Below are 4,139 nucleotides of genomic sequence, written 5' to 3' on the forward strand. Positions count from 1 at the left end.
GTCGCGGAGCCTGTCCTCTGTTCTCATCGATCGGCCCTTCCCGTCACAGTTCGTTGTCGATGAGCGCGAAGATCTCCTCGTCCGAGGCTGAGCCGATCTTCTCCATCACGGTGTCGGCGTCGCTCTTGGGCTGCGCGCCGAACATGGCCAGCCCGCTCTGCAGCACGGCGACGAGCTTGCCGCGGATCACCTCGCCGTCGCCCTTGGCGCTGATGAGCATGGATCCCACCCGTTCCAGCGCGCCGCGCAGGGTTTCCTCCGGGGAGGGCGCGGCGGGGGCGAGCGTGTCGAACAGGTACTCGGCCAGGGAGCTGACCGTGGGGTGGTCGAACACGAGCGTGGCGGGCAGGCGCAGGCCGGTGTCGGCGTTGAGCCGGTTGCGCAGTTCGACGGCGGTCAGGGAGTCGAAGCCCAGCTGGGTGAACGCCCGGTCGACGCTGATCTTCTCCGCGCTGCCGTGGGCGAGGACGACGGCGACGTGGCCGCGTACCCGGTCGGTGAGCACGCGCAGGCCCTCCTCCCTGGTCAGCTCGGCCAGGCGGGACATGAGCGCGGTGAGGCTCGTGCCCTGCTCGCCGCCCACCGACCGGCGCGGCGCGCGCACCAGGCCGCGCAGCATGGGGGGCAGGTCGCCGTTCTCGGCGCCGGCCCGCAGCCCTGCGGTGTCCCAGCGGGCCGCCACGATGGCGGGCTCGGCCGCCGCCAGGGCCGCGTCGAACAGCTCCAGGCCTTGCCCGACGGCCAGCGGGGCGATCCCGGCCCGGGCCAGGCGGGCCACGTCGGCCCGGCTCAGCCCGCCGGCCATGTCGGACGCGACCGCGTCCCACAGGCCCCAGGCCACCGACACCCCCGGCAGCCCCTGCTCACGGCGGTGCGCCGCCAGCGCGTCCAGGAAGGCGTTGGCCGCGGCGTAGTTGCCCTGCCCGGCATTGCCCAGCACCCCGGCCAGCGAGGAGAACAACACGAACGCGGTCAGCGGGTGCCCTTGGGTCAGCTCGTGCAGATGCCAGGCCGCCTCCGCCTTGGGCGCCAGCACCCCGGCCAAACGCTCCGGCGTCAGATTCTCGACCAGCGCATCATCCAGCACACCCGCGGTGTGGATCACCGCGCCCAGCCGCACCCCGGCCAGCACCGCGGCCAGCGCATCGCGATCGGAGACATCACACGCGGCCACCGCCACCCGCGCTCCCAGACCTTCCAGCTCGGCCACCAGCTCCCCGGCGCCCGGCGCCCGCGCACCGCGCCGCGACACCAGCAGCAGATCACGCACCCCCTGCCGCTCCACCAGGTGCCGGGCCACCAGCGCGCCCAGACCGCCGGTGCCCCCGGTCACCAGCACCGTCCCCCACAGGGTGGGGGCGGGCTCGGCCGGGACCTCACGGCGGACCAGGCGGGGCACCAGGATCCGGCCGTCCTCGACGCGGACCTGCGGTTCGCCGACGGCCGCGATGCGCGACCAGTCGGTGTAGCCGTCGGGGACCTCGGCCAGGACCAGGCGGCCCGGCTGTTCGTTCTGCGCCGAGCGCACCAGGCCCCACACCGCCGCGCCCGCCATGTCACCGGGCCGGGTGACGAACATCAGCCGGGACTCGGCCAGCCGGGGGTCCCGGATGGCGTCCAGCGCCTGGGCGGTGAGCCGCCGCAGCGCGGCGGGAACGTCCTCGTTCCCGCTGACGCAGGGGATCACGACGGGCTCGGCGTCACCTGGTTCGGCGGCCACCTCCACCCAGTCCACCCGGTAGGACACCGGCCCCGGCGTCACGGCGCCACCCGGCACGGGCCGCGTGCGGACCGAGGCCAGCGCGAACACCAGCCGCCCCGAGTCGTCGGCGGCCTCGATCGCGCAGCCGTCGTCGCCGGTCCTGGCCAGCCGCACCCGCAGGGACCTGGCCTCGGTGGCGAGCAGCCGTACCCCGCGCAGCTCGAACGGCACCCGCAGGCCGTCGGCGTCGCCGCCGGTGACCAGCAGCGGGTGGAACATGGAGTCCAGCAGGGCCGGGTGGATGCCGAACCCGGTCACCTCCACGTGCTCGGGCACCGCCACGTCGGCGTAGAGCTCCTCGCCGTGCCGCCACACGGCCCGCAGTCCCTGGAAGGCGGGGCCGTACTCGTATCCCTGCTCGGCCAGCCGCTCGTAGCCGCCCTCGACGTCGACGGGTACGGCCCCGGCGGGCGGCCACGCGGCGGCCCACCCCGAGTGGGCCTGTCCGTCCCGGTCCTCGGCGACGGCGCCGGACAGATGGCGGGTCCACCCTGCCTCGTGGTCGTCGGCGGGGCGGGAGTGCACGCGTACGGGCCGGGCGCCGGAGCCGTCCGGAGCCTCGACGACGACCTGCACCGCCACGCCCCCGCGCTCGGGCAGGACCAGCGGCGCCTCGAACATCAGCTCCTCGATCAGGCCGGACCCGGCCCGCGAGCCCGCCTCCAGCACCAGGTCCGCCAGCGCGGCCCCCGGCAGGACGACGGCCCCGCCCACGGTGTGGTCGGCGAGCCAGGGCGCGTCGGCGACGGACAGCACACCGGTGAGCACGGTCGGGCCGTTGTCGGCCAGCTCGACGGCCGCGCCCAGCAGCGGGTGGCCGGTGTCGCGCAGTCCGGTGGCGGACAGGTCGGCGCCCCGGACGGGCGGGCCGAGCCAGTAGCGTTCGCGCTCGAACGGGTACGGCGGCAGGTCGACCGGGCAGCCGTGGGGGGACAGCGCGGCCCAGTCCACAGCCGCTCCCGCCGCCCACGCGGCCGCCAGGCCGGCGACCAGCGCGTCGGTCTCGCCGCGGTCGCGCCGGTGCAGGGCGACGATCGTCGTGTCGTCGCCGCTCACGCAGTCGTGCGCCATGCCGGAGAGCACGGCCTGCGGACCCACCTCCACGAGGACGCGGGCGCCGGACTCCTCCAGCGTGCCGATCGCCGCGTGGAACAGCACGGGCCGCCTGATCTGCTCCAGCCAGTAGCCGGGGTCGGTCCAGTCGCCGGGGATGCCGGTGACGAAGGGCACGCGCCGCGTCCCGAACGTCACCTTCTCCAGCTCTGCGGCGAACGCGGTCAGCATCGGCTCCATGAGCGGCGAGTGGAAGGCGTGGCTGACCGGCAGCCTGCGGGTCCGCCGCCCCTGAGCCTTCCAGTGCGCGGCCACGGCCAGGCAGGGCTCCTCCGCCCCCGAGATCACCACGCTGGCGGGGCCGTTGACGGCGGCGACGCCGACCCGGTCCTCCAGCCCGGCCAGGGTGGAGGCGACCTCGTCGGGGGTGGCGTTCACCGCGACCATCGCGCCCGGCTCGCACAGCTCGCGCATCAGCCGGCCGCGGGCGGCGATCAGCCGGGCGGCGTCCGGCAGGGTCCAGATCCCGGCGACGTGGGCGGCGGCGTACTCGCCGACCGAGTGCCCGGCCACCACCGAGGGCGTCAGGCCGAGCGACTCCAGCAGCCGGTACGCGGCCACCTCGAAGGCGAACAGCGCGGGCTGGGTGTAGGCGGTGTCGTTGAGCAGCTCGGACTCGGGGGTGCCGGGCCCGGCCTGCATCACCTGCCGGATCGGCCGGTCGAGGTGGGGGTCGAGGGCCGCGCAGACCTCGTCGAGCGCGGCGGCGAACACCGGTGAGTCCGCGGCCAGCTCGCGTCCCATGCCGGGCCGCTGTCCGCCCTGCCCGGTGAACAGGAACGCCACGCGGGGCGGCTCGCCCACGGCGCCCTCGATCACCTCGGCCGTCTCGCCCCGCGCGTGGCGGGCCAGGGCGTCGGCCAGGGCGGCGCGGTCGCGGCCGAGCACGACGGCGCGGTGCGGCAGGAGCGGCTGCCCGGCCAGCGTGCGCGCCACGTCGGCCGGCTCCTCCCGCAGCTCGGCCAGTTGCCCGGCCCTGGCCGCCAGCGACCGTGAGCTGTGTGCACTGACCGGCCAGGCGATCGGGCCGGTGAGGACGGCGGCGGCCGGCGGCTCGGGCTCGGGGGCGTACTCCTCGATGATCGCGTGCGCGTTGGTGCCGCTGATGCCGAAGGAGGAGACGCCGGCCCGGCGCGGCCGCTCGCCGCGCGGCCACCCGGTCTCCTCGGTCAGCAGCCGCACCTCGCCCACCGACCAGTCGACGTGCGGGTTGGGCTCGTCGACGTGCAGGGTGCGGGGCAGCACGCCGTGCCGCATGGCCATG

Annotated in this window: 1 protein-coding gene; it reads right to left on the bottom strand. The window is 75.9% G+C overall.

Features of this window, described 5'->3' with window-relative positions:
• Window positions 1-43 precede the first annotated feature (43 nt).
• The coding region (locus tag Psi01_RS42730) for a type I polyketide synthase (protein ID WP_204069931.1) at window positions 44-4,139 on the bottom strand (4,096 nt) is incomplete at its 5' end.

The sequence above is a fragment of the Paraplanobispora siamensis genome (assembly GCF_016863175.1).
Lineage (GTDB): Bacteria > Actinomycetota > Actinomycetes > Streptosporangiales > Streptosporangiaceae > Planobispora > Planobispora siamensis.